This is a genomic window from Saccharopolyspora erythraea (assembly GCF_018141105.1).
Lineage (GTDB): Bacteria > Actinomycetota > Actinomycetes > Mycobacteriales > Pseudonocardiaceae > Saccharopolyspora_D > Saccharopolyspora_D erythraea_A.
In genome coordinates this window covers 5004991-5026886 of the sequence record NZ_CP054839.1, presented here as the reverse complement: position 1 = coordinate 5026886, position 21896 = coordinate 5004991, and the positions used below count along the sequence as shown (strand labels likewise).

Below are 21896 nucleotides of genomic sequence, written 5' to 3'. Positions count from 1 at the left end.
CCGGACGTAGTCTTGGCAGTCGCGCCGGTCGGGCCGGCGCGACTGCGGGAAGGAGGCCCGGTGGGCCGGGAAAGCGCGGGGCAGGTGCTCGCGGCGAACTTGCGCGCGCTGCGGGAGCGGGCCGGTCTGTCGTTGTCGGAAGTGGCGCGCCGGTCCGGCATCGCGAAGGGAACGCTGTCGCAGCTGGAGTCCGGGGCGGGCAACCCGACGATCGAGACTGTGTTCAGTTTGTCGAACGCTCTCTCGGTGCCGGTGTCGTCGTTGCTGACCGAACGCCTCGACCCCGAGGTCGTGCTGGTCCGCTCCCGCGGGCTGGAGGTGCTCAGCAGCAACGCGGTGGACCTGCGCATGCTGCGGCGGATGGACCTCACCGAGACCGTCGTCGAGCTGTACGACCAGCGGGTCCGTCCCGGCGAGGTGCAGCGCTCGCAAGGCCATCCCGGCCGCGAGCACGTGGTCGTCACCTCCGGCGTGCTCAGGGTGGGGCCACCGGAGGCGCCGTTCGAGCTGGAGGCGGGCGACTACGTCTGCTTCCCCGCCCAGCAGCCGCACATCTACGAGACGGTGGGAGGGCCGGTGGTCTCGGTGCTGCTGCTGGAGTACCCGGCCGACGCCGGACCGCCCGCGCTCGGCGGTTCGTGCGCGACGTCGCAACCCGAGTGAGCAAGCCGAGTGAGCAAACCGGGGCAAGGATCAGAAGACGTCCACCGGGCTCGTCCCGGGTCCGGGGTTGACCTGGATCACACCCGGACTTAGTCTCCGATCGTTCATTGAAATGAACGTCGGGAGTCCGGTTTGCAGCATTGCGATGTCGTGGTCGTCGGCGCCGGAGTCATCGGTGCCGCGTGTGCGGAGGCGCTGAGCGCGCGGGGTCTGCGGGTGACCGTGCTCGACCGCGGCGCCCCGGCCGGCGGTACGACCGCGGCAGGCGAGGGCAACGTGCTCGTCTCGGACAAGGCCCCGGGACCGGAACTCGAACTGGCCAAGGCGTCCCGGAGGATCTGGCCGGAGCTGCTCGGTGAACTGCGCGCCGAACTCGGCGAGGCGCTGGGCGACGTCGAATGGGAACCCAAGGGCGGCATCGTCGTGGCGACCACCGGCGAGAGCGCCGGGCCGCTGGTCGAGTTCGCCCGCGCGCAGCGCGCGGTGGAGGTCCGCGCCGAGGTCATCACCGCCGCGCAGGCGACCGAACTGGAGCCGTACCTGACGCCCCGCGTCACCGCCGCCGTGCACTACCCGGACGACGCTCAGTTGCAGCCCGTGCTCGCCGCGACCACGTTGCTGGCGGCGGTGCGCGCCAGGGGCGGCGAGGTGCGTCCCGGTGTGGCCGCGCTCGGCGTTCGCCGCCGGGCCGACGGGTCGGTCGCCGAGGTGCGCACGGACCGCGGCGCCGTGCCCTGCGGCGCCGTGGTCAACGCGTGCGGGCCGTGGGCGGGCGAGTTCGCGTCCGCCGCGGGCGCACCGGTCGCGGTGCTCCCGCGCCGCGGCCTGGTCCTGGTCACTGGGCCGCTGCCGGAGGGCACGGTGCGGCACAAGGTCTACGACGCCGACTACGTCGGTGCGGTCTCCAGCGGCGACGCGGATCTGCAAACCTCCACGGTGGTCGAATCGACCAGGGCAGGGACGGTGCTGATCGGGTCGAGCCGCCAGCGGGCCGGCTTCGACGAGACCATCCGCCCCGACGTGCTGCGCGAACTCGCGCGCAAGGCGGTCGGATTGTTCCCGGGCCTCGCCGACGTGCCGGTGATGCGCGCCTACGGCGGTTTCCGCCCGTACGCACCGGACCACCTGCCCGTCATCGGCGCGGACCCCAGGGTCGCGGGCCTGTGGCATGCGACCGGGCACGAGGGCGCGGGCATCGGGCTGGCGGCGGCCACCGGCCGGCTGCTGGCCGAGCTGTTCACCGGAGCGGATCCGGTGGTCGATCCCGAGCCGTTCCGGGTGGACCGGCCGGCCGTCGTGCGGGGGGTGCCGGTGTGAACGTGTTGGTGGACGGCGCGCGGGTGCAGGCGCGGCCGGGGCAGACGGTGGCGGGACTGCTGCTCTCGCGGGGACAGGTGTCCTGGCGCAGCACTCGCCGAGGTGGGCGGCCGCGCGGGGTGTTCTGCGGGATCGGGGTCTGCTTCGACTGCCTCGTCGTGGTCAACGGGATCGCCGATGTCCGGGCGTGCCAACGGGTTCTGGAGGACGGCGACGAGGTGCGCACGCAGCGCGGAGCGGAGCTGCCGTCGTGACGGTCGTCGTCGTGGGTGCAGGCCCCGCGGGTATGGCCGCCGCTCGTGCTGCCGCGCGAGCGGGCGTGCGGGTTGTGCTCGTGGACGCCGCCGCCCGGCCCGGCGGGCAGTACCACCGGCAGAACTCCCTTTCCGCAGAAGGAGAATTCGGGCTCCCGGACGGTGTCGAGCACTGGCCGGACAGTTCCGTCTGGGCGGTCGAGCCGATCGACGGCGGACACCGGGTGCACGTCCGAACCGGCAGGGCCGACGGTCCGGGCCGCCGAGGCCGCTGCGTCGACACCCCGGCCCTGGTGCTCGCGACGGGCGCGTACGACCGCGCGCTGCCGTTCCCCGGCTGGACGCTGCCCGGCGTCTACACCGCCGGAGCGGCGCAGGCGCTGGCGAAGGGGCAGGGGGTCGCGGTCGGCGAGCGGGTACTGGTGGCCGGAACCGGCCCGTTCCTGCTGCCAGTGGCGGAGTCCCTGCTCGATGCCGGCGCGGGAGTCCTCGGCGTGCTCGAGGCGGGACGGCCGTTCTCGCGGTGGCTGCGCGACCCGCGGGGGACGCTCACCGGTCGGGGCAAGCTCGCCGAGCTGGCCCGGTACGCCCGGGTGCTCGCCGCCAACGGTGTCCCGTACAGGACGCGCACCACGGTGATCGCGGCACACGGCGCGGACCGGGTCGAGGAGGTGACGACGGCGCGGCTCGATCCCGACTGGAACGTGCTGGCGGGCACGGAGCAACGGGTCCGGGCGGATGCGGTGTGCGCCGGGTTCGGCTTCTCGCCCCAGCTCGAACTCGCCGTCGCCGCCCGCTGCAAGCTGCGCGACGGGTTCGTGCTGGTGGACGCGGCGCAGGCGACGTCGGTGCCCGGGGTGTTCGCGGCGGGGGAGATCACCGGCATCGGCGGCGCGCAGCTCTCCGCCGCCGAAGGCGAGGTGGCGGGCACCGCCGCGGCGATGCGGCTCGGAGTCCGGCCGCCCATGCCGCACCGTGCGCTGCGCGCCGTGCGGCACGGGCGCCGGTTCGCGGCCGCGCTGGCACGCGCGCATCCCCTCCGGCCCGGGTGGCGGGGACGCCTCACCGACGACACGCTGGTCTGCCGCTGCGAGGAGGTGGACCATCGGGAGCTGCGCGAGGCGGTCGGCAGGCGCGAGGCGTCCGGCGCGCGGTCGCTCAAGCTCGTCAGCCGGGCCGGGCTCGGCCCCTGCCAGGGCCGGATCTGCGGCCCCAACATCGCAGACCTGGTTGCCGGGATCGATCCCACCGCGTTCGCCCGGCGCCCCGTGGCCGTCCCGGTGCGCCTGGCCGAGTTGTCCGAAGCCCCAGCACCGCAGGAGGAAACCGAATGACGCACGAGAAGCTCGGCGGAGTCGTCGTCGCCACCGCGCTGCCCTACGCCGCCGACCCCGCCGCACCCGCCGGGCTCCGGGTCGACCTCGACCGCTACGCCGAACACTGCCGCTGGCTGGTCGACAACGGCTGCCGCGGTGTCGGGCCCAACGGCTCGCTCGGCGAGTACTCGTCGCTCACCGACGACGAGCGCCGCGCGGTCGCCCGCACCGCCGTCGACGCGGTCGGCTCGGACGGTGTGGTCGTGGTCGGCGTGCACGGCGTCGGCTCCCACCAGGCGAGGCAGTGGGCGGAGCGGGCCGCCGAGGACGGAGCGGACGGCGTGCTCTGCCTGCCGCCGACGATGTACCGCGCGAACACCGCCGAGGTGATCGGCCACTTCGAGCAGGTGGCCGCGGCCGGGCTGCCGGTGATGGTCTACAACAACCCGATCGACACCAAGGTGGACCTCACGCCGGAGGTGGTGGCCGAGATCGCCCGGATCGACGGCGTGGTGGCGGTCAAGGAGTTCTCCGGTGACGTGCGGCGGGTGCTGCGGATCCGGGAGCTGGCCCCTGAGCTGGAGGTCGTCGCGGGGGCCGACGACGTGGTGCTGGAGTCGCTGCTGATGGGGGCCACCGGCTGGTTCGCCGGCTTCCCCAACGTGTTCCCGGCCGAGTCGGTCCGGCTCTTCGAGCTGGCCAGGGCGGGGGAGCTGGAGCAGGCCCGGGCGCTGTACGAGCCGCTGGTCGCGGCGTTCCGGTGGGACTCGCGCACCGAGTTCGTGCAGGCCATCAAGCACGGCATGGAGATGGTGGGCAGGTTCGGCGGCCCCTGCCGTCCGCCGCGCGGACCCCTGCCCCCGGAGAAGCTGGCCGCGCTGGAGGCCGACATGCGCAGGGCCGTCGACCACCTCGCGGCGCGACCGGTGGTGGCCTGAGATGCGGGCGGCGAGGTACTTCTCGGCGGTCGACTCGCACACCGAGGGCATGCCGACGCGGGTCATCACCGGTGGTGTCGGCACGATCCCGGGCCGCGGCATGGCCGAGCGCCGGGAGCACTTCGTGGCCGAGCTCGACCACGTGCGCGAGCTGCTGGTGAACGAGCCGCGCGGGCACGCCGCGATGAGCGGGGCGATCCTGCAACCGCCGACCAGGCCCGACGCCGACTGGGGAGTGCTCTACATCGAGGTCTCGGGCTGCCTGCCGATGTGCGGGCACGGCACGATCGGCGTGGCCACCGTGCTGGTGGAGACCGGCATGGTCGCGGTCAGCGAGCCGGTGACGCGGGTGCGGCTGGACACCCCCGCCGGGCTGGTGGTCGCCGAGGTGGCGGTGCGCGACGGCCGCGCCGAGTCGGTCACCATCCAGAACGTGCCCGCTTTCCCGGTGCGCCTGGACGCCGAGGTCGAGGTCGAGGGCATCGGCCGGATCCGCTACGACATGGCCTACGGCGGCAACTTCTACGCGATCCTGCCGGTCAGCGCGATCGGCGTCGAGTTCGACAAGTCGCGGAAGGACGAGATCCTTTCGGCCGGACTGTCCATCATGGACGCCATCAACGCGCGGGACCGCCCGGTTCACCCGGGCGACCCCGGCATCGGCGGCTGCAAGCACGTGCAGTTCGTCGCGCCCGGCCGGGACGGCAGCCACTCCCGCAACGCGATGGCGATCCACCCCGGGTGGTTCGACCGCTCGCCGTGCGGTACCGGCACGTCGGCGCGCATGGCGCAGTTGCACGCGCGCGGCGAACTCGCGCTGGGGCAGGACTTCGTCAACGAGTCGCTGCTCGGCACCCGCTTCACCGGGCGGCTGGTCGCCGAGACCGAGGTCGGCGGCATCCCGGCGGTGGTGCCCACGATCACCGGACGCGCGTGGATCACCGGCATGGGCCAGTACCTCCTCGACCCCGCCGACCCGTTCCCGCGCGGCTTCACGCTCTGACCGGCCAGACTCCGGCGCGCCGGTCCGGATGACGCCAGGGGAAGCCTGGTTTCCCGTTGCTTCCCACCGGTGGGCGCAGGCCCTCCGGACGACCCGTGCTGCCCAGAACCCGCGCCGCCCATGAGACGGGCCGCGCAGAAGCACGAAGCCCCGGATCACATGACGATCCGGGGCTTCGTCGTTCAGCTTGGGTCAGCTGCCGTTGCACGACACGGTGGCGAACTGGCCCGAACCGCTGTTCTCGGCAACAACCTTGCCGTCCTTGATGATCCGGCACGTGATCTTGCCGCTTCCGCCGTTCATGCCGTTGGTCGCGGTGAGCGACAGGGGCATGAAGAACGACTTCTCAACGGTCAGCTCCCTGCGCCAGGGGAGAGCAGCGCCCGTTTCCTGGCTCATCTGCCCGCGAGTGTCCATGTAGGTCACTGACGCGGCGCTACCACCCTCAACCTCGAACACAACGGTACTGGTGTTCGCGGAGCCGTTGTCGGCCGGAACTACCGCGCCAGGGGCAGAGGGGGCGGTAGGAGCACTCCCGCCGCCACTCGCGGCCGAAGCGATGACGATGATCGCCACAAGACCCAGCAGCGGGAACACCACGAAGTTGCGGAACTTGTGGGTCTTCTTGATCTCCACGCGCTGACCGGTCTGCGGGTCGAGGTAGTACTTAGCCATGATCGTTCTTACCTTTTCTGTTGTGCGCCAGCTCCAGCCCTGACGACTTGTGATCGCTTGAACCTTCAACAACGTTGCTGTAGCGCTGGTCGCAACTTGGTGTTGCGCCGCGACCTGCGGGTCTATCTGTCTTGCCCGTGCTCTCGCTCGGCATCGCCACGGTCGTCTACGTGCTGGTGTGCGTGGTGCTGCTCGGCATGCAGGACTACCGGGACATCGACCCGCGCAGCCCGTTCTCCAGCGCGCTGGCGGCGGTCGGCCTGCCGTCGCTGGCGATCGTGGTGGCCGCGGGAGCCGTCCTCGGCATCACGACGTCGATGTTCGCCAACATGCTCGCGGTGACCAGGGTGTGGTTCGCGATGAGCCGGGACGGGCTGCTGCCCGCGTGGTTCGCCCGGACCCACCCGGTCCGCAAGGTGCCGCACCGGGTGACGTGGGTGGTCGGGGTGGTCTCCGCGCTGATCGCGGGGCTGCTGCCGATCAGGGAGGCCGCCGAGCGGACCAACGTCGGCATCCTGGCGGCGTTCGTGGTCGTCTCGGTCGCGGTCGTGGTGCTGCGACGCACGCGGCCCGATCTGCCGCGCGGCTTCCGCTGCCCGTGGGTGCCGTTCGTGCCCGCCGTCGGCGTGCTGTTCTCGCTCTGGCTGGTCAGCGAGCTGACGTGGGTGACGTGGGCGCGCTTCGTGTCGTGGCTGGTCGTGGGGATGGTGGTCTACCTGGCTTACGGCTACCGGCGGTCGGCGCTGCACGGCCGCTCCGGTCGTGCCGGCGCCGAGGTGGGGTGAGATCCGCGACGGCCGGAGCGCAGTGCCGCCAGGCGGTCGCGCTGTAGGCTGGTCGACTGGAGCTGTGACGAGGAGTGATGCCGGTATGCCAGCGGCGACGTCGACGGAGGTGGACGCGGTCGCAATGCTGCGCGCCATCGCGCATCCGACCCGTCTGTCCATCGTGCGGCGGCTGGCCGTCGAGCCGGAGACCTGCGCCTGCGACTTCACCGAGGTCTTCGGGGTGAGCCAGCCGACGGTCTCGCAGCACCTCAAGGTGCTCCGCGACGCCGGGCTGGTCACGGCCTCGCGCCGGGGTACCAACATCTGCTACTCGGTCCGCGCCGGGGCGGTCGACGCTCTGGCGGAGGTCGTGGAGAGCCTGCGGGGTGCGGCCCCGGCGGGCTGAGCGGTGCGGGCACCGGCGGGTGACGCCTCACCGAACCGTCCACTTGGGACACAGGGCGGCCGTGGCGGCGACACCCCGCGGCTTCAGGCTGGTGCCGCACCACGGCCGTTCCGCCGCCCGGCCCTTGTCGGTGCGGAGCAACACATCTACTTTCGGGTCGGGGAGAACCGGTCTCGATTCCCGTCACGTCGCCACGCATGGCTGCGGGGCGGCAGTGGAGGAAGGGGTGGATCCGTGCGGCTCGGGATGCTCACCGCCTGCCTCCCCGAGTGGACCCTGCCCCAGATCGCCGCCTGGGCGTCGCGCGCCGGCTACGAGGCACTGGAGGTTGCGGTCTGGCCGGGTGCCGGTGGACGCGACTTCGAGGCGAGCCACCTGCCCGTCGCCGACTTCGGCCCGCGCGAGGTCGACCAGACGCTCGCGCTGTTCGACCGGCACTCGCTGAGCCTGTCCGCGCTGGCCTACTACGAGAACAACCTGCACCCGGACCCGGCTCGGTGGGAGGAGATCCGCACCCACCTGCGGCACGCCATCGACGCCGCGCAGGCGCTGGGCGTGCCCTATGTCGGCACCTTCGTCGGCCGCGACTGGACGAGGACGGTCGCAGACAACCTCGCCGAAGCCGAACGTCTACTGCCTGAACTGGTCGACTACGCGGGCGAGCGCGACGTCGGGCTCGTCGTCGAGAACTGCGTGATGGAGGTCTGGCACCCCGACGGCTACCCGGGCAACCTGGCGTACTCGCCGCAACTGTGGGAGTGGGTGTTCTCGCTGGGCTTCCGCCTGAACTGGGACCCGTCGCACCTGCTGCGGATCGGCATCGACCCGGTCGCCACGATCGCGCCCTACGCCGATCGCATCGTGCACGCCCAGGCCAAGGACGTCGAGACCGACGCGTCCGCGCGGCAGCGCTACGGGTTCTTCGGCAGGGTCGGCGACCGCGAGCGCCCGTGGGAGGCGGGCTGGTGGCGCTACCGGGTGCCGGGACTCGGGGAGATCGACTGGGTCCGCGTGGTCGACCGCCTCCACGAGCACGGTTTCACCGGCACGCTGTCGGTCGAGCACGAGGACCCGGTCTGGAGCGGCGATCCCGACCGCGTCACCCGGGGTCTGCGCATCGCCCACCGCACGCTGCTCCCGCTGGTCGCCGGCTGAACAGGAGACCCGATGCCCGCCCCCAAGCTCTCCGCTCAGCTCTACAGCCTGCGCGACCGGTTGGCCGCCGACCGCGACGCGACGCTGCGGCGCCTGGCCGACATCGGTTTCGGGCACGTCGAGCCGTTCGGCCTCGGTGCGCCGGACCGCACGCGCTCCGAGCGTTCGGCGTCGGCGCGCTCCCTGAAGTCGGCTCTCGACGCGGCGGGGCTGGCGGTCTCCGCGGTCCACGCCGCTCTGCCGCGCGATGTATCCGAACTGGCGGAGGAGTGCGCGATCCTCGGCACCGCGACCGCGTTCGTCCCGCATCCGCGCCTGGTGGACGGCTTCGACGAGGACACCTTTGCCGACCCAGGACGCGTCGACGCCTTCGCCGACGTGCTCGGCACCGCGGCCGAGGCCCTCACGCCGCACGGCGTGCGGCTCGGCTACCACAACCACTGGTTCGAGTGGGCCCGGTTGCCTGACGGCACGACCGGCCACGACCGTTTCTGGTCCAGGGCAGGCGAGCGGCTCGCCGCCGAGGTGGACCTCTACTGGGCTGCCACCGGGGGAGCCGAGCCGGCTGCGGTGCTGGCCAACCTCGGCGACCGCGTGCTCGCCGTGCACCTCAAGGACGGTCCCGCCGAACCCGGGGCACCGCAGACACCGCTCGGCAGCGGTGCCGTCGACATCCTCGCCGTGCTGCGTGAGCACGGCGGGATCGGTTGGCACGTGGCCGAGATCGACACCACCGAGCTGGACCCGTTCGCCCTGCTCGAGGCCAACGCCACAACGCTGGTGGAGGCCGGGCTGTCGTGCTGGTGAACACCGGTGCGGCCGCGGTCCGACCTGGTTGCTCGTGGGCGGGACGCGAACCTAGGATTGCGATCAAGGGGTCTCGCGGCCCGGGGGAAGCCGTTCGAAGAAGGTAGCGCGTGGCGAATCTGGGTCCTGACGGGCAGAGCTGGTTCCGGCGTTTCCACACCGCCCCGCAGGGCGCGCCCCGGTTGGTGTGCTTCCCGCACGCGGGCGGCTCCGCCAGCTCCTACCTCCAGCTCTCCAAGGAGCTCTCCGCCTCGCTGGAGGTCTTCGCGGTGCAGTACCCGGGCAGGCAGGACCGCCGTGGCGAGCCCGGGTTCGCGAGCATGACCGCGCTGGCCGAGCGGATCGCCGAGGTCATCGCCCCGCTGCTGGACCGGCCGTTCGCGTTCTTCGGCCACAGCATGGGCGCCATCGCCGCGTTCGAGGTCGCCCGCCTGCTGGAGGCGACGGGAGGCCGCACGCCCCGCGCGCTGTTCGCGTCCGGCCGCAGGGCCCCGACGACCAGCCGGGACGAGTCGGTGCACAAGCGCGACGACAAGGGGCTGATCGACGAGATCAGGCAGCTGAGCGGGACCGACAGCAGGCTCTTCGACGACGAGGAGATCGTGCAGATGATCCTGCCCGCCCTGCGCAGCGACTACACCGCCATCGAGACCTACGAGTACCGGCCGGGCCCGGACGTGAGCTGCCCGATCGTCGCGCTGGCCGGGGACGCCGACCCCAGGGTGAGCATCGAGGAGGCCCAGCAGTGGAAGCAGCACACCGCTGACGTCTTCCACCTGGAGACCTTCCGCGGCGGGCACTTCTACCTCAACGACCAGGTGGCGCAGGTGGCGCGGACGGTCACCGAGCACCTCGGGTCCGCCGCGGGCAGCTGATCCCGCTGCCCGGAACCGCGCGCGAGCGGCGGGATTCGTCCATCCGAACCGCACGCCGATCAGTGGAGTTCGTCTCCAGGTGCCGACGCGCGCGGGATCAGTGCGATTCCCTCCCGGGTGTTGACACGCGGGAGCGGTCGGATTCACTCTGCCGGGCGTTGATCTCACCGATTCCGCCGACCGGACAACGTGAATTTTGCGTCCGACGCAATTTTCGCGGATATGGCGGCGGTATTCGTTGATGCTGCGCCGGTGAATGGTGAATTCGGGTTCCGGCGTTCTCCTGCTCGGGCGGCCGATCCGGCCAACCTCGCGTCATGCGTCCGGAACCAGCAGTCGAAAGGACGGAAAATGGGTCCGGACGGCGGATTTCCCACTCTTTTGGCATATTCCGCGGAACACCTGGACGGCGGAACTGCGGGCTTGCGGCTTCGCGCTTGTAGTAGGGTCCGTTCCCGTAGCTGCTCGCCACGGCATGCACTGGGGAATCTGTGGTCGGAAAAGGGTTTTTCGCGCGCGCTCCGGGAAACAGGTCATTTCGTCGGATAACCGCCGCGGCGATGGTGCTGCTGCTGGTCGAGATCACCGTCGCGGGCAGCGGCGTGCTCGGCTGGTCCGGCTCGATCGCGCTCAACAAGCTGTGGGAGGTCGCGGCCTCGGTCGCGGCGCTGGGGGCGTGGACCTGGTCGGCGATCCGCCACCGGGGACCGCAGCGTCGCTGGCGGCAGTGGATGAGCGCGGCCATGGCGTGCTTCCTGATCGGTCTGGTCGCCTGGAGCTGGGACCAGGTCGTCGTGGCGGTCCCGCTGCCCACCGCGACGCTCGGACCGGCCGGGTTCCTGCTGACACCGGTGATCGCGCTGCTGGCGCTGGTGATCCACGCCTACGAACGCGGACCCGGGCCGCGCTCGCCGCTGGGAGACCCCCGCAACCTCGCCATCAAGGCGCTGGACCTGGTGATCATCGCCGGTTCGGTGGTGCTGTTCGTCTCGGTCACGCTCGGCACGCACCTGTCGCAGGGCTGGGACGCCTCGGGGCCGATCCTGACGCTGCTGGCCGCGCACCCGCTGGCGTACCTGTGGCTGGCGGCGGGGACGGTGGCGCTGGCCACTCTCCGCCGCGGCGCGCGCGAACTGCCGGTGCTGTTCATCGCGCTCGCCGCGGTGTCCTACATGGTCTCCAGTGCGCTGTTCGGCCATTACGTCGACACCGGGGCGGAGACGGTCCCGCCGTGGCTGGAAGCGGGGTTCATGGCCTGCCCGGTGTTCTTCTTCCTGGGCGCGCTGGCACCGAGCACCGGACGCCGCGAACAGGAGGGCCGCGCGCACCGCGCCGTGCGCGAGGTCGTCCAGCTCGCGGTGCCCTACCTGCCGCTGATCGCCACCGCCGTGTTCATAGCCGCGGGCCTGCTGGCCGGGCTCACCCTCACCCGCTTCCAGGAGTGCGTGTTCGTGGCGCTGATGGGGCTGGTCATCCTGCGCCAGCTCGCGACGCTGCTGGAGAACAACCGCCTGCTGCGCAGAGCCGAGTACGAGGCGCTGCACGATCCGCTGACCGGGGTGGCCAACCGGACGCTGTTCCTGCACTGGCTCGAACGCAGCCTCGCCGACTGCCGCAGGCCGATCGTGCTCGCCTTCTGCGACCTCGACGACTTCAAGGAGGTCAACGACAACTTCGGGCACGCCGCCGGGGACCTGGTGCTGACCGGCGCGGCCCGGCGGCTCACCCGCTGCGCGGGGGCCGACGACCTGGTGGCGCGGCTGGGCGGAGACGAGTTCGCGGTGGTGCTGCACAACGTCCACGAGCCGCTGGAGGAGGCGGGGCAACGCCTGCTGCGAGCCCTGCAGGAACCCTACGACGTCAACGGGCGTCCGCTGGTGGTCAGCGCGAGTGTCGGCATGACCTACCTGAGTCCGGACCAGCCGGTCGCGGGCACCGACACCCTGATGCGCTGGGCCGACAGCGCCATGTACGTGGCCAAGCGGCGGGGCAAGAACACCCTCGCCCACACCTTCGAGTTCCGGGAGGAGCACATCCGATGACCTCGGCGTCCGAGCAGATCGTGCGGACCCTCGACCTGCGGCCGTTGAACGTGTGCAACGGCTACTTCCGCGAGACCTGGCGCGACGACAACGCCACGATGATCTACTGGCTGCTGCCCCGCGAGCACCACGCCGGATGGCACGCCGCCGCGCACCCGGAGATCTTCACCCACCACTCCGGCGACCCGCTTCGGATCACCCTGCTCGACCCCGCCGAGGGCGAGCCGCGCGACCACGTCATCGGGCCGGACATCGAAGCGGGCCAGCACCCGCACTTCGTGGTGCCCGGCGGCGTCGTGCAGGCCGCGCGCACGCTCGGGGACCACAGCCTCACCAGCGTCGTCGTGTCGCCACCGTTCACGCCCGACATCGTCTCGACGCCGGACGTCGAGGACCTCTGCGCGCAGTACCCCGACCACGCCGAACGCATCCGCGCGCTCGCCTGAGCACGGCGAGTCCTCCGCGACGCCCCCTGAACGGCCCGGCTGACCGCCGGGCCGTTCAGTGTTTGCGCTGGTCCACGCGGTATGGCGGCATGACGCCGGAGTGTGGCGCCATCATTTGCGCCAAAGTGCTTGCGATGGCGCCATAGTGGTGCCATATTGGCACCATGGACTTGACGCCCTTCGTCGACAACCTCCGCCGGGAGCTGGCCGTCGCCGCCGACGCCGGCGGTGAGGAAGCCCGCGCGCTCGCCGAGCGGCTCACCGCGCCGCTGGAGTCCGCCGCGCGCCTGACGCTGCTCAACGCGCTCACCGCGGCGGCGGAGGAGATCACGCGCGACCTGGCACCGGGCTCGGTCGACGTCCGGCTGCGGGGCCTCAGCCCGGACTTCGTCGTGACCGCGCCGGGTTCCGATCAGCCATCCGGCGACGAGCCGGACGGTCCGGCGGCGCCCGGTGGCCCACCGTCGGCGGAGCCGGGAGCAAGCCCGCACGCCGGGACGGCCGCCGAGGACGGCCCCACGTCGCGCATCAACTTCCGCCTGCCCGAGCAGCTCAAGCTCCGCGTCGAGGAAGCCGCCGCACGGGAGGGTCTGTCGGTCAACGCGTGGCTCACCCGCGCCGTCGCCACCACGCTGCGGGGCGACGAACACGCAAGCCGCTCCAGGAAGCGCGACCGCTGGGGCGGGCAGCGCTACACCGGCTGGGTTCGCTGACGGCCGGGGCCGGCAGCCCGCAAGCGCAGCCGGCCGTTGAGGGCCCGGACCGGGTGATCGCCGCCGGTCGCAGGTCGACCTGACACCACACGCGTTCCACCTGCGAGAACGCGGAATCGAACACGCAGAAGGGGATCACCATGCCTGTTTTCTCCACCCCGGAACCGATTTCGGCCACCGTCGACATCGTCCTCGGAACCGCCCGGATCGTCGCGAGCGACCGCACCGACACCGTCGTGGAGGTCCGCCCGAGCAGGGCGGGCAACAGCGCGGACGTCAAGGCCGCCGAGCAGACCCGAGTCGAGTTCTCCAACGGCGTGCTGCTCGTCAAGGCGCCGAAGCAGTACGGGTTCTTCACCAGGGCGGGATCGATCGACGTCGTCGTCGAGCTGCCCGCGGGGTCCGACCTGCGCGCCGAGGCCGCGGCCGGGAAGTTCCAGTGCGAGGGCCGCTTCGGCGAGGGCCGGATCGCGACCGCGTCCGGCGACATCCGCATCGAGGAGGGCCGGACGCTGCGGCTGGAGACCTCCAGCGGAGACATCGCGGTCGAGCGTGCGGTGGGCCACACCAAGGTCACCGGGGCGGGCGACCTGCGGATCCGCGAGATCGACGGCACCGCGGAGATCAAGAACATCGCCGGTCAGACCTGGGTCGGCGATGTCTCCGGCGACGTGCGCCTGAGCTCCGCCGCCGGAGACATCGTGGTCGACCGCGCGGGGTCCGGGGTGCGGGCCAAGACCGCGTCGGGTGACATCCGCCTCGGCGAGGTCGTGCGGGGCTCGGTGACGCTGGAAACGGCGTCCGGAGAGCTGGAGGTCGGCATCGGCCAGGGCACCGCCGCGTGGCTGGACACGACCTCCATGGCCGGCACCGTGCGCAACCACATGGCGGAGTCCGATGGCCCCGGCCGATCCGACGAGACCGTCGAAGTCCGGGCGCGCACCTTCCACGGCGACATCGTCATCCGCCGGGCCGTGGCGGCGGACTGACCGCAACGGTTCCTCTTCGGCGGTTCGTCCTGCCTACCGTGACCCGGCAGTCGCGAACCGGTCGCCGGAGCTCGCCCAGAATCGAGGGAAGATGAACACAACCAGGCCGAAACCGGCTGTCGCGGCGGCCGGTCTGCGCAAGACCTACGGCACGCGCACGGTGCTCGACGGCGTCGACCTGCTCGTCCCGCAGGGCGGTGTCTTCTGCCTGCTGGGGGCGGCCGGGGCGGGCAAGACGACCGTGGTGCGGCTCCTGTCCGCGCTGAGCGTTCCCGACTGCGGCGAGGTGCGCGTCGCCGGACACGACGTGGTGCGCGAGCCCGCTTCGGTGCGCTCGGCCGTCGGGTTCTGCGGGCTCACGGAGCTGGACGGACTGCTCACCGTCGAGGAGAACCTGCTGCGGACAGCGGACGTGCACCGGCTGGGCCAGGACGACGGCCGGAGCCGGGCGGCGGACCTGCTCGAACGGTTCGACCTGGTCGGCGTGGCCGGGGCACTCGCCGCCCGGTGCTCGCGAGGGGAGCGTCGCAGGCTCGAACTTGCCATGACCGTGGTGGGGTTGCCGCCGGTGCTGCTGCTGGACGAGCCGACCGCCGGCCTCGACCCCGGCGACTGCCATGCCGTCCGGCGGATCATTCGTCAGCTCGCCGACGCCGGGGTCACCGTCTTCCTCGCCACGCGGTCCCGCGCGGAGGCTGGTGCGCTGGCGGACCGGGTCGCGGTCCTGCACGGGGGCAGGCTGGTCGCAGACGGAATGCCGGACATCGAGGCTGATCCGCGCCGCGGGGAGATCGGGGCGACGCCGGTGCGCGGCTTCGGCCGCGACTTCTTCGCCGGGAACACAGCAGTCAGGTGCGTTGTGTCGAGGTGCTGACCGGCGGGCTGGGGGTGGGGTGGGAGCCGCGGGGGTATCGGCGACTCCCACCCCAAGTTCGGGGTGTGTCCGATGTGGATGACGTGGATACCGTCCACATCGGACACTCGGGACGGGGGAGCCCGGTCAGCCGGAGAGTCCGACCTTCTTCGAGCAGACCGGCCACGCCTTGGCGCCCTGGGCCTTCAGCACCTTCTCGGCGACGGCGATCTGCTGCTCGCGAGTGGCGTCGGACGCCTTGGAGGCGTACTGGGTGCCGCCGTAGGCCGCCCAGGTCGAGGCGGTGAACTGCAACCCGCCGGAGAAGCCGTTGCCGGTGTCGGCGTTCCAGTTCCCGGTGCTCTCGCACTGCGCGAGGCGGTCCCAGGTCGAGGCCGAGGCGGCGCCGGCGGGCACCGCCGCGGCCAGCGGTGCGGCGGCGATCGCACCGGCGAGCGCGACGCGGGCGAGGACACGGGTGCTGAAGAGGTTTCGCGCCATGGATCGTTCTCCTGCCGCGCCTGCGAGAGGACGGGCGCCGGGTTCGGCGCGTGGTGCGCTCTCCGGCCCGTGCCGTCGGGGGCGGCATCGGTCGTCCTTCGGGGGGATCTCGTTCCTGCCCGGTGCTCGTCGTTTCGGGGGCGGGAAGCTCGCCGGGCAGGTCCGGCGCTGCGAGCTTCCGGTTTATGGCTTTGCCGGTTCGGGGCCGACAGCCGGAAACGCTACGTAGCCACCGGCGGCTCGCCAACCTGAGCAAGCCGTGACGGCCGTCATGAAGACGAAACGGTGATCGCACGGAATTCTGCGTTTTCGCAGGTCGAGTGACCATGGCGGGCGAATGAGGGGTGCTACGCTGAGTCAGCCATGTCCGTAGACCTCACCCGCGTGGGTTACGCACGATAGTGGGTCCTGCGGGCAAAGCCGATCTTGGTTGACACCTGGCCGGCCCGCCGGGCGGTGGTCCAGACCGGGTGGAGGCGCAGGCCGCGAATCGGCCGGAGACGTAGAAGATCCCCGGCCGTGGGCCGCGAAACGGCACCGCCGTGGACCGCGAAAGGCGACGGGCCTGGACGGCGGAACGGCACCCCCGTCGACCGCGAAACTGCAACGGGGGGCGTGGGCCGCGAAGCGGCGACGGGGGCGTGGACCGGAAACCTGCCGGCCCACGCCCGGCCGGTACTACGACGAGCAGGTGTTGAGCATGCTCTGCAGCGCCGACTTCTCCGCCGACTGCAACCGCAGGCCCCAGTGGTGCTTCACCCTGATCCACATCTTGGAGTAGGTGCAGTCGTAGGAGCTCACGGGCGGCTGCCAGGACGCGGGGTCCTGGTCGCCCTTGGCCTGGTTGACGTTGTCGGTCACCGCGATCAGCTGCGGACGGCTGAGGTCGTTGGCGAACGACTCCCGCTTGCTGTCGGTCCACGAGGAGGCGCCGGAACGCCACGCCTCGGCCAGCGGGACCACGTGGTCGATGTCCACATCCGACGCCGCGCTCCAGGTGGCCCCGTCGTACGGGCTGTACCAGCGGCCGGAGGTCGCCGCGCACGAACCGTCGACGACGACGTTGGTGCCGTCGCGCTTGAGGACGGTCTCGCGGGTGTTGCAGGCGCCCGAGACGGTGCTCCAGTGCGGGAACCGGTCCCGGGAGTAGCCGTCCATGGAGCCTTCGCCCGCGACGGTCAGCGCGTTGAGCTCCGACTGCGCGGTGGCCTTGCTCGGGATGCCGGGTGGTGTGGCGTTCGCGGGCGGCGCGACCAGCCCCGACAACGCGGTGGTGGCGACGAGTACACCGAGGGCACCGGCCCGGCGGCGTCGTCCGGATGAGCGGAACACGGGACCTCCCAGGGGAAGGTGAGTGGGGCTCCCACGGTCCTCGCTCCCGGTATCCGAATCGCCGCTTTCACATGTCGGTACCGCGACGATGCCGTGAAGGCTTCCCGCCGACGGCCCGCAAACGCGGGCCCGCCTTCGCGATCCGCGAGGGCGGGCCCGGTTTCACCACGACGTCGTCACACCGCTTCGACGGAGCCCGTGCGGCGTTCGTGGCGGACCAAGGCGCCGAGGGCCAGCAGCGCGACCGCGGAGCCGCCGGTCATGGTGAGCGCCATCGCCGGGCCGTCGTTGCCGAGCAGGCCCACCAGCGGGGCGATCAGCGCCCCCAGCCCGAACTGGCCTGCGCCCAGCAGCGCCGCCGCGGTGCCCGCTGTCTCGCCATGCCTGGACAGCGCCAGCGCAGGCGCGTTGGGCAGCACGAACCCGAACGCACCCAGCAGGAACCACAGCGGGACGACGAAGCCGAGCAGGCCACCCGTGCCGGTGGTGGTCACCGCGACGAGGACCACGCCGAAGGCGGTGGCCCCCGCAAGCGACCACAGCACGATCTGGCGTTCGGTCCACCGGTTCAGCAGCACCACGTTCAGCTGCGAGGCGCCGATGAGCGCCACCGCCCCGGCGCCGAAGACCAGCGCGAACTCCTGCTGGTCGAGCCCGAACTGCTCCTGCAGCACGAACGAGGAGCCCGACACGTAGGAGAACAGCCCGGACATGCCGAGTGCGGCCACCAGGGCCATGACCAGGAACTTGCCGTCGGTCAGCAGCGTGCGGTAGGCGCGCAGCACCGGGCGCACCTCGCCGGGCAGGCGCCGTTGCGGCGGCAGCGTCTCGTCGAGGGCGAACACCGCGATCAGCAGCAGGATGCCGCCCAGCACCGCCAGCGCCGCGAACACGCCGCGCCAGGAACCGGTGAGCAGGATCGCGCCGCCCAGCGTGGGCGCCAGGATCGGCGCGGCACCCATCACGAGCATGAGGCGGGAGAGCGCGGTGGCGGCGGCGCGCCCGGAGTACAGGTCGCGGACCACCGCCAGCGCGACGACCATGGTCGCGGCGGCGCCGACCCCCTGCAGCGTCCGCAGCAGCCCCAGGACCGCGATGTTGGGCGCCACGATGCAGAGCAGCGAGGACGCGATGTGCAGCACCGTTCCCAGGATCAGCGGCAGCCGCCTGCCGACCGCGTCGGAGAAGGGGCCGACGAGCAGCTGCCCGAGCCCCAGGCCGAGCAGCGTCCCGGTGAGGGTGAGCTGGACGGCCGCCGACGTGGTGAGCAGGTCGGTGCCGATGGCGGGCAGCGCGGGCAGGTACATGTCGATGGTCAGCGGACCGAGGGCGACCAGCGCCCCCAGGACGACGATGACCCGGACCCGTTCGAGCCCGCTCGCAGCGGAGGTCGCCTGCTCCGCCCGGGGTGGCGTGGACTCGGCGTCCAGGGTTGCGTGATTCATCTCGGCCTTTCGAGCTGAGGGGTTCGAGATCGGGATCTGGCAAAGGGATGAGCAACCCGGGAGATCGGTTTGTTCCCGTCGCTCCCAACATTCTCAAAATCCGGTGGGAGGCGGCCCGGCGCCGTATAATGTGCGCAGTCCCGTGCGGGAGCCTGGCGTGCCTGCGAGGTTCGTCCCAAGTCGAGGGGCGCGGGAATGTTCCTGCCGCGCAAGGTGTTGAAGCTTGTCCGTCCTGCGGCCCACGGTGTCGAGGGCCGGGGTGGCGGTGGAGTTGATCAGCCGTCGCGGGCCGCGGAAAAGCCGAGTTCGCCGCGATGTGCGTCAGTTCCTGAACTCCGAGTGAATTGCACTGAGCGACATCGTGTGCACGACTGGTAATGGCGGATTTCGGCGCATTTTCGGCCAAGGGATGTCAAGTTGTTTTCCTGCGCCGGTCCTCGTTCCCGGAACGCTCGCGCGGGAGATCCGCCTGCCCGTCGAGTGCGCGGGGCACATCCGGGCCCAGCCGGTCCAGCAGACGCTGTCCGATCCACGCCAGCACCGCGACCGCGGCCTGCCGGGCGAGTACGAGCACCGGCGACACCCCCTCGGCTCCGGCTACCCGGCCGGGTGCGGAACGACACATCAGGCCCGGAAGTCCAATGTGGATGATCAGTGCGATGTGCCACGCAGCGCGCGTGGCGCAGGCACCCGTGTCAGGGTGGAGGCATGGTTGGCTTCGGATACACGCTGATGACCGAGCAGTCCTCACCGCGCGACCTGGTCACCCACTCCGCCGCCGCCGAGCGCGCGGGCTTCGACTTCGAGGTGATGAGCGATCACTACTTCCCGTGGTTGAAGGAGCAGGGCCACTCGCCGTACGCCTGGAGCGTCCTCGGGGCGGTGACCCAGGCGACCGAGCGGGTCGAGCTGATGACCTACGTCACCGCGCCGATCATGCGGTACCACCCCGCGGTGGTGGCCCAGAAGGCGGCGACCGTCGGCCTGCTCTCGCAGGACCGGTTCACGCTGGGTGTGGGGTCCGGTGAGAACCTCAACGAGCACGTGATCGGCGAGGGCTGGCCCCCGGTCAACGTGCGCCACGAGATGCTGTCGGAGGCGCTGCGGATCATCCGGTCGCTGTTCGACGGCGGATACGTCAACTTCGCGGGCAGCCACTACCGGGTCGACTCGGCCAAGCTGTGGGACCTGCCCGAACGCAGGGTGCCGATCGCGACCGCGGTTTCGGGCGACCAGTCGATCCGCCGGTTCGCGCCGCTGTCGGACGCGATGATCGCGGTGGAGCCCGACGACGCGTTCTGCCGCGCGTGGGACTCGGTGGCGAACCGGGGTGCCACCCGCAAGATCGGTCAGATCCCGATCGCCTGGGACCCCGACCGCGACGCCGCGGTCCGGCGCGCCTGGGAGCAGTTCCGCTGGTTCGCGGGCGGCTGGAAGGTCAACGCCGAGCTGCCCGGCCCGCAGGCCTTCGCCGCGGCGACCCAGTACGCCCGGCTCGAGGACGTCGGCAGCGGCATCCCGTGCGGGCCCGACGTCGAACCGATCGTCTCGGCGGTCGCCAAGTTCTGGGAGGCCGGGTTCACCGACATCGCGCTGGTCCAGGTCGGGGTCGACAAGGACCCCGACGGCTTCTTCCGGTTCGCCGAGAACGAGTTGCTCCCGGCGTTGCGCGAGGCCGCGCCGGAGTAGCGGTTCGGGCAGGCGGTCAGCGCACGGTGATCGCGTTGTAGCGCAACGTGATCACCGTCCGGTCGTCTCCGTCACCAGTCGTCGCCGCGACGCGCGCGCGTCCGGCTCGGCGCGGGCCTGCGGGCGGGGGCGCGGCCGGGGCGCCGCGCGTCCTCGGGGCGGGGACGGTTGACCCAGGAGTCGAAGACCAGGACGAGGGCCGCGATGCAGACCAGCCCGATCCCGATCTGCAGCACGCCCAGGAGGATCGCCGCCGCTCCGACGAGGAGCATGGGCACCACCAGCACCCAGCAGAAAGGGTCGATGCGACCGAAGGTCGCAGACCGGGCCGCGTCACGCGCCATCGCCAGAACTCTCTTCCACTCAGGTTTTCGGGAGGCGATCGTATCCCGGGGCGTTCCGGGCCCTCGTCGCAGATCGGTCAGAGCGGGCCGGCGACTGTACCGATGACGAACCGCGCCCGGCGACGGCGTCGATGACGGGCCGTGCTCGACGGCCGGATGTGGCAGCCGTCTCAAAGCGGTGGCCGTGCCCCGGCGGCCGACCTGGACGCGGACTGACCACAATGGACTCCCGCGTCGTGGCCGGTGCGAGTTGCGGGTGCTGCCACCCCCCCGTAGCGTGGGCCGGAACCCGAGGTCCGGTGGCCGGGGGCGAGTGGCGGGCGCCGGCGGTGCGCCGCCTTGTCCCGCGACGGGTCGACACCTCGGTCCTGCCCAGGAAGGCGCGGGATCGCGATGAGCCGAGTCGAGCTGGACGCAGCGGGTGTGCGCGATCCCCGGCTCCGCGCCGCCTACCGGCGCTGCCGGGACCTCAACGCGCGCCATGGGCGCACCTACTTCCTGGCCACCAGGCTGCTCACCCCCGCACAGCGTCCGGCCGTGCACGCGCTGTACGGGTTCGCGCGGTGGGCCGACGACGTGGTCGACACCCCACGGCCCGGGGCGGACGACCTCGCGCGGGAGCGGCGCCTGGACGTGCTCGCCCGCGAGCTGTTCGCCGGACTGGACCGGGGCGGCAGCGACGACCCGGTGCTCGCCGCGGTCGTCGACACCGCGGTGCGCCACGGCATCGACCGGCGGCTGTTCGAGGACTTCCTGCACTCGATGCGCATGGACCTGACGGTCACCGACTACCCGGACCGCGCCGCGCTGGACACCTACGTGCGCGGCTCGGCCGAGGCTATAGGGCTGCAGCTCCTGCCGGTGCTGGGCACCGCCAGCCCGCCCGGCGTCGCCGCACCGCACGCCGCGGCCCTGGGCAAGGCGTTCCAGCTGACCAACTTCCTGCGCGACGTCGCCGAGGACCTCGACCGCGGACGGGTCTACCTGCCCGCCGACGAGCTGGCCGCCTTCGGCGTCGACCGGCCGCTGCTGCGGTGGTGCCGGCTGCGGGAGCGCACCGACCCCCGCGTGCGGTCCGCCCTGGCCGCCCAGCACGCCACCACCAGGGAGATCTACCGGTTCGCGGCCAGGGGGATCGCGATGCTGCACCCGGTGTCGCGGCCGTGCGTGCGGACCGCGCTGGTGCTCTACTCCGAGATCCTCGACCGGATCGAGGACGCCGACTTCGCGGTGTTCGCCCGCCGGGCGCGGGTCGGCAACCTGCGCAGGCTCCAGGTGGCGGGGATGGCGGTGCTGCGGGTGGCGTGGGCTCGGTCCGGCCACCGGCCGGGTCCGGTGGCCTGCGCGCGGGCAGGTGGTCCGTAGC

General features: G+C 71.9%; 22 protein-coding genes and 2 pseudogenes. 18 read left to right on the top strand and 6 right to left on the bottom strand.

From position 1 onward, the window contains the following. Window positions 1-60 precede the first annotated feature (60 nt). The 6 genes from HUO13_RS22690 (at window position 61) to HUO13_RS22665 (ending at window position 5491) form a co-directional block, all read left to right on the top strand. Complete coding sequence (locus HUO13_RS22690) at window positions 61-663, top strand: helix-turn-helix domain-containing protein (protein ID WP_211897117.1); 603 nt, start codon at window positions 61-63, stop codon at window positions 661-663. Window positions 664-795: 132 nt separating this feature from the next. Next, window positions 796-1980, top strand: a complete 1185-nt coding sequence (locus HUO13_RS22685; protein WP_249123955.1) for an NAD(P)/FAD-dependent oxidoreductase — start codon at window positions 796-798, stop codon at window positions 1978-1980. Beyond that, window positions 1977-2234: a (2Fe-2S)-binding protein gene (locus HUO13_RS22680; protein ID WP_211897116.1), complete on the top strand. Its 258-nt coding sequence runs from the start codon at window positions 1977-1979 to the stop codon at window positions 2232-2234. Before HUO13_RS22685 ends, HUO13_RS22680 begins: the two co-directional genes overlap by 4 nt. Then, complete coding sequence (locus HUO13_RS22675; RefSeq protein ID WP_211897115.1) at window positions 2231-3568, top strand: NAD(P)/FAD-dependent oxidoreductase; 1338 nt, start codon at window positions 2231-2233, stop codon at window positions 3566-3568. Before HUO13_RS22680 ends, HUO13_RS22675 begins: the two co-directional genes overlap by 4 nt. Further along, a complete protein-coding gene (locus tag HUO13_RS22670; protein WP_211897114.1) occupies window positions 3565-4488 on the top strand; it encodes a dihydrodipicolinate synthase family protein in 924 nt (307 codons plus the stop codon). Before HUO13_RS22675 ends, HUO13_RS22670 begins: the two co-directional genes overlap by 4 nt. 1 nt (window position 4489) lies before the next feature. Then, entirely contained in the window at window positions 4490-5491 is a 1002-nt protein-coding gene (locus HUO13_RS22665) for a proline racemase family protein (RefSeq protein ID WP_211897113.1), read from the top strand. 192 nt (window positions 5492-5683) lie between these two features. On the opposite strand, the gene HUO13_RS37645 is transcribed toward HUO13_RS22665, so the two are convergent. After that, window positions 5684-6166, bottom strand: a complete 483-nt coding sequence (locus HUO13_RS37645) for an MmpS family transport accessory protein (RefSeq protein WP_249123954.1) — start codon at window positions 6164-6166, stop codon at window positions 5684-5686. A 137-nt stretch (window positions 6167-6303) separates the two neighbouring features. Between HUO13_RS37645 and HUO13_RS22655 the strand changes: the two are divergent. The 10 genes and pseudogenes from HUO13_RS22655 to HUO13_RS22610 form a co-directional block, all read left to right on the top strand. Further along, a pseudogene (locus HUO13_RS22655) lies at window positions 6304-6951 on the top strand (amino acid permease); the annotation flags it as partial. A gap of 85 nt (window positions 6952-7036) precedes the next feature. Next, window positions 7037-7339: an ArsR/SmtB family transcription factor gene (locus tag HUO13_RS22650; protein ID WP_211897112.1), complete on the top strand. Its 303-nt coding sequence runs from the start codon at window positions 7037-7039 to the stop codon at window positions 7337-7339. 234 nt (window positions 7340-7573) lie between these two features. Next, window positions 7574-8494: a sugar phosphate isomerase/epimerase family protein gene (locus tag HUO13_RS22645; RefSeq protein ID WP_249123953.1), complete on the top strand. Its 921-nt coding sequence runs from the start codon at window positions 7574-7576 to the stop codon at window positions 8492-8494. 12 nt (window positions 8495-8506) lie between these two features. After that, window positions 8507-9301, top strand: a complete 795-nt coding sequence (locus HUO13_RS22640) for a sugar phosphate isomerase/epimerase family protein (protein WP_211897111.1) — start codon at window positions 8507-8509, stop codon at window positions 9299-9301. Window positions 9302-9411: 110 nt separating this feature from the next. Beyond that, window positions 9412-10176 carry a thioesterase II family protein gene (locus HUO13_RS22635; protein ID WP_282974202.1) on the top strand — a complete coding sequence of 255 codons (765 nt, stop codon included), beginning with the start codon at window positions 9412-9414 and terminating at the stop codon, window positions 10174-10176. A gap of 560 nt (window positions 10177-10736) precedes the next feature. Beyond that, window positions 10737-12218 carry a GGDEF domain-containing protein gene (locus HUO13_RS22630; RefSeq protein ID WP_249123952.1) on the top strand — a complete coding sequence of 494 codons (1482 nt, stop codon included), beginning with the start codon at window positions 10737-10739 and terminating at the stop codon, window positions 12216-12218. Then, window positions 12215-12664, top strand: a complete 450-nt coding sequence (locus HUO13_RS22625; protein WP_211897109.1) for a cupin domain-containing protein — start codon at window positions 12215-12217, stop codon at window positions 12662-12664. The genes HUO13_RS22630 and HUO13_RS22625 overlap by 4 nt, the downstream gene beginning before the upstream one ends. Window positions 12665-12828: 164 nt before the next feature. After that, window positions 12829-13377 carry a toxin-antitoxin system HicB family antitoxin gene (locus HUO13_RS22620; protein ID WP_211897108.1) on the top strand — a complete coding sequence of 183 codons (549 nt, stop codon included), beginning with the start codon at window positions 12829-12831 and terminating at the stop codon, window positions 13375-13377. 140 nt (window positions 13378-13517) lie between these two features. Beyond that, window positions 13518-14366, top strand: coding sequence for a DUF4097 family beta strand repeat-containing protein (locus tag HUO13_RS22615; protein WP_211897107.1), 849 nt, complete (start codon window positions 13518-13520; stop codon window positions 14364-14366). 91 nt (window positions 14367-14457) lie between these two features. Next, window positions 14458-15240 carry an ABC transporter ATP-binding protein gene (locus HUO13_RS22610; protein WP_211897106.1) on the top strand — a complete coding sequence of 261 codons (783 nt, stop codon included), beginning with the start codon at window positions 14458-14460 and terminating at the stop codon, window positions 15238-15240. Between the two features lie 129 nt (window positions 15241-15369). On the opposite strand, the pseudogene HUO13_RS22605 reads toward HUO13_RS22610, so the two are convergent. From HUO13_RS22605 to HUO13_RS22590, 4 genes and pseudogenes are all read right to left on the bottom strand, one after another. Then, window positions 15370-15720: pseudogene (locus tag HUO13_RS22605) on the bottom strand (transglycosylase family protein); the annotation flags it as partial. Between the two features lie 678 nt (window positions 15721-16398). Further along, window positions 16399-17052 (bottom strand): HNH endonuclease family protein, encoded by a 654-nt coding sequence (locus HUO13_RS22600; protein WP_249123951.1) that lies wholly within the window; start codon window positions 17050-17052, stop codon window positions 16399-16401. 176 nt (window positions 17053-17228) lie between these two features. Next, a complete protein-coding gene (locus tag HUO13_RS22595) occupies window positions 17229-18497 on the bottom strand; it encodes a multidrug effflux MFS transporter (protein WP_211897104.1) in 1269 nt (422 codons plus the stop codon). Between the two features lie 412 nt (window positions 18498-18909). Further along, a complete protein-coding gene (locus HUO13_RS22590) occupies window positions 18910-19071 on the bottom strand; it encodes a hypothetical protein (RefSeq protein WP_211897103.1) in 162 nt (53 codons plus the stop codon). Window positions 19072-19205: 134 nt separating this feature from the next. Here HUO13_RS22590 and HUO13_RS22585 point away from each other — a divergent pair, with 134 nt between their 5' ends. Beyond that, window positions 19206-20186: a TIGR03557 family F420-dependent LLM class oxidoreductase gene (locus tag HUO13_RS22585; RefSeq protein WP_211897102.1), complete on the top strand. Its 981-nt coding sequence runs from the start codon at window positions 19206-19208 to the stop codon at window positions 20184-20186. A gap of 71 nt (window positions 20187-20257) precedes the next feature. Here the strand turns inward: HUO13_RS22585 and HUO13_RS22580 are convergent, their stop codons facing one another. Continuing rightward, a complete protein-coding gene (locus tag HUO13_RS22580) occupies window positions 20258-20530 on the bottom strand; it encodes a hypothetical protein (RefSeq protein WP_211897101.1) in 273 nt (90 codons plus the stop codon). Window positions 20531-20923: 393 nt separating this feature from the next. On the opposite strand from HUO13_RS22580, the gene HUO13_RS22575 reads away from it, so the two are divergent. Beyond that, entirely contained in the window at window positions 20924-21895 is a 972-nt protein-coding gene (locus tag HUO13_RS22575; RefSeq protein WP_211897100.1) for a phytoene/squalene synthase family protein, read from the top strand. The last annotated feature ends 1 nt before the right edge of the window (window position 21896 follow it).

Excerpts from the sequence above, each read along its gene's own strand:
- HUO13_RS22670 (WP_211897114.1), top strand. The coding sequence starts at position 3,565 with ATGACGCACGAGAAGCTCGGCGGAGTCGTCGTCGCCACCGCGCTGCCC.
- HUO13_RS22665 (WP_211897113.1), top strand. The coding sequence starts at position 4,490 with ATGCGGGCGGCGAGGTACTTCTCGGCGGTCGACTCGCACACCGAGGGC.
- HUO13_RS37645 (WP_249123954.1), bottom strand. The coding sequence starts at position 6,166 with ATGGCTAAGTACTACCTCGACCCGCAGACCGGTCAGCGCGTGGAGATC.
- HUO13_RS22650 (WP_211897112.1), top strand. The coding sequence starts at position 7,037 with ATGCCAGCGGCGACGTCGACGGAGGTGGACGCGGTCGCAATGCTGCGC.
- HUO13_RS22640 (WP_211897111.1), top strand. The coding sequence starts at position 8,507 with ATGCCCGCCCCCAAGCTCTCCGCTCAGCTCTACAGCCTGCGCGACCGG.
- HUO13_RS22630 (WP_249123952.1), top strand. The coding sequence starts at position 10,737 with ATGGTGCTGCTGCTGGTCGAGATCACCGTCGCGGGCAGCGGCGTGCTC.
- HUO13_RS22625 (WP_211897109.1), top strand. The coding sequence starts at position 12,215 with ATGACCTCGGCGTCCGAGCAGATCGTGCGGACCCTCGACCTGCGGCCG.
- HUO13_RS22620 (WP_211897108.1), top strand. The coding sequence starts at position 12,829 with ATGGACTTGACGCCCTTCGTCGACAACCTCCGCCGGGAGCTGGCCGTC.
- HUO13_RS22615 (WP_211897107.1), top strand. The coding sequence starts at position 13,518 with ATGCCTGTTTTCTCCACCCCGGAACCGATTTCGGCCACCGTCGACATC.
- HUO13_RS22610 (WP_211897106.1), top strand. The coding sequence starts at position 14,458 with ATGAACACAACCAGGCCGAAACCGGCTGTCGCGGCGGCCGGTCTGCGC.
- HUO13_RS22595 (WP_211897104.1), bottom strand. The coding sequence starts at position 18,497 with ATGAATCACGCAACCCTGGACGCCGAGTCCACGCCACCCCGGGCGGAG.
- HUO13_RS22585 (WP_211897102.1), top strand. The coding sequence starts at position 19,206 with ATGGTTGGCTTCGGATACACGCTGATGACCGAGCAGTCCTCACCGCGC.
- HUO13_RS22580 (WP_211897101.1), bottom strand. The coding sequence starts at position 20,530 with ATGGCGCGTGACGCGGCCCGGTCTGCGACCTTCGGTCGCATCGACCCT.
- HUO13_RS22575 (WP_211897100.1), top strand. The coding sequence starts at position 20,924 with ATGAGCCGAGTCGAGCTGGACGCAGCGGGTGTGCGCGATCCCCGGCTC.